The following is a 2,231-nucleotide window of genomic DNA, read 5'->3' on the forward strand; positions in this document are numbered from 1 at the left end:
GTGTAAGGAATAGAACAGTTATGGATGTTTCTCTTGTTGTGCGTTTTGTGAACCATCTGCAAGAAGGGATCGCCTCTATCAAGCGTGATCTAAAAACTTTCAGTAGTGATGTTGCGTATTTCCAACAACAAACACGAAAACATTTTAAAGGGTGGTTTGATCCTGAGCACTTGAGTGAAGCTACAGCCAATGCGGAAAATGCTTTTATCCATGCGCGTGGACGCATGGTGGGTGCACTTGCCCAAACCGCAACCTTGATTGCACCCCTCTATAAAGCCATGCAATTTGATCAATCCATGAAGGGCTTGGAAAAGGTTCTGGATGCTCCTCTTCATCGTTTAAAAGAATTGCGTCGCTTTGCACTTGAGACCTCAACAAAAATCCCTCTAGCGGCGCGTGAAGTTTTAGAACTGATGACCAGTGCTAGCCAAGCAGGAATTGGTGAACAAGATCTAGAAGCTTTTAGCATTTATGCCGCTAAAGCAGCTGTAGCTTTTGATATAACGGGAGATCAGATTGGGGAGCGTTTTGCCAAATTGCGCAATGTCTTTAAGCTTAATCAAGCAGGCATTGAAGATCTAGGCGATGCTATCAATCATCTCTCTAACCACATGGCTGCCAAGGCAAGCGAAGTGTCTGATTTTACCAATCGTGCGACTGGTGCGGCAACCATGTTTAAGCTCACCGTACGGGAAACAGCAGCATTTGGTACGGCGATGATTTCTGCTGGGATTGTTCCAGAGAGTGCCGCGCGTGGTTTTAATGCCATGAGTGCGCGCATTCAGGCAGGGGGCAAACATATTGAAGATGCTTTTGCCAATATCGGGCTTTCTCGCGAAAAGTTCATGCAAGATCTGGACAAAGATGCCACTGGTACCTTGGTGCGCTTTTTTAATGTGTTGGGTAAATCCGAACAGGGGATGCGTTCTCTGATTGCCATTGCTGGGCGCGATTTTACCGGTGATTTTGCCAAATTGGTGTGCAATCCCGAATTGTTAGGGCAAGCTTTAAAATATGTTGAAAACCCAAAAGTCTTTAAAGGCTCTGTAGAGCAAGAAGCAGACAAACAAGCAACCGGTGCCATGCGGCAATTTGAACTCTTACAAAACCGCATTGTGGCTTTGGGGATTACCATTGGTGAAGTGCTTCTGCCCCCCCCTCAACAGTTTGATGGAAAGTGTTGGCAATTTTACCAATGGGCTTATGGCGTGGGCGAATGCCCATCCCACTTTAACAAGTGCCATTATCAAAACCATTGCTGCCCTGATGGCTTTTAATATTGCTCTACGGGTTTTGCGCTTTGCTTTTGCTAGCACACGCCTTGGCTTGCTACAGTTGATAGGCTCTTTGATCAAACTTGTTGGTGTGAGCGGTAAGCTTAAAACAAGCTGGCGTGGCTTAGCAGCCTCAGGGCGTTCCTTGAAGTTATTGATGGCAGGGCTTGGTGGGAGCGCGCTGCGTCTTTTACGCCCGATGACTTTACTTGTGGCGGCGTTTCGCGGCGTTATGATCTCAGGAAGTGTATTTGCTGCCTCTTTTGGTTGGATCGGGACAGTGATCGAAGTGGTTGGGGCTGGTATTGCCTCTGTTGCGGGGGCTATTTTTACTCCAATAGGGGCTGCGGTTGCTGCTGTTGTGGCGGTCATATTGGCAGCTGGTTTTGTTTTGTGGAAATATTGGGACCGTTTTTCTTCTTTTATGAAGGGCTTTGCACGGGTGATATCTCGGGCTTTTGGGCAAGCCTTTGAAGCTGTTATGCGCTTTTTTGGTGCTGATACCACCACCATTACGCGTTGGAAAAATATAATCGCCAATGCTTTTGATCTCTCTCAAGTTTGGCAAAAGTTTAAACAAGGGCTTAGCGCTGTTGTTCAAAGCTTTGAAGGTTTGTGGGAGGGCGTTAAACAAAGTCTTTCCAATTTTTGGAGCTGGTTGGGAAGCTTTTTTGCCCGCGAAAAGCTCTCTGATGCTGCCAAGGCAAGTATAGAACAAGCTGGGGAGGACTTGGCCAATTGGATTGTCGATGGTTTTATGGGCACCATCTCACAATTGATAGATTTTTGTAAATCTTTGCCTCATCGCATGAAGGGGTGGTTTGGGTCCATTAATTTAAGAGAGTTTTTGCCAAGTTTTTTGGGAGGCACAACAGCCATTCAACCGATTGCACAATTTGCGGGGGCGGGGCATGCAAATTCCCCTTTCACAGAAGCAAAAGGCAAAGATCATTCCAC

The 2,231-nt window shown here is 46.5% G+C and carries 1 pseudogene; it reads left to right on the top strand.

What is annotated here, in order from left to right:
- Positions 1–20: 20 nt before the first annotated feature.
- Positions 21–2,231, top strand: a pseudogene (locus ABID23_RS07780) (phage tail tape measure protein); the annotation flags it as partial.

The sequence above is a fragment of the Bartonella silvatica genome (assembly GCF_040545155.1).
GTDB classification, from domain to species: domain Bacteria; phylum Pseudomonadota; class Alphaproteobacteria; order Rhizobiales; family Rhizobiaceae; genus Bartonella; species Bartonella silvatica.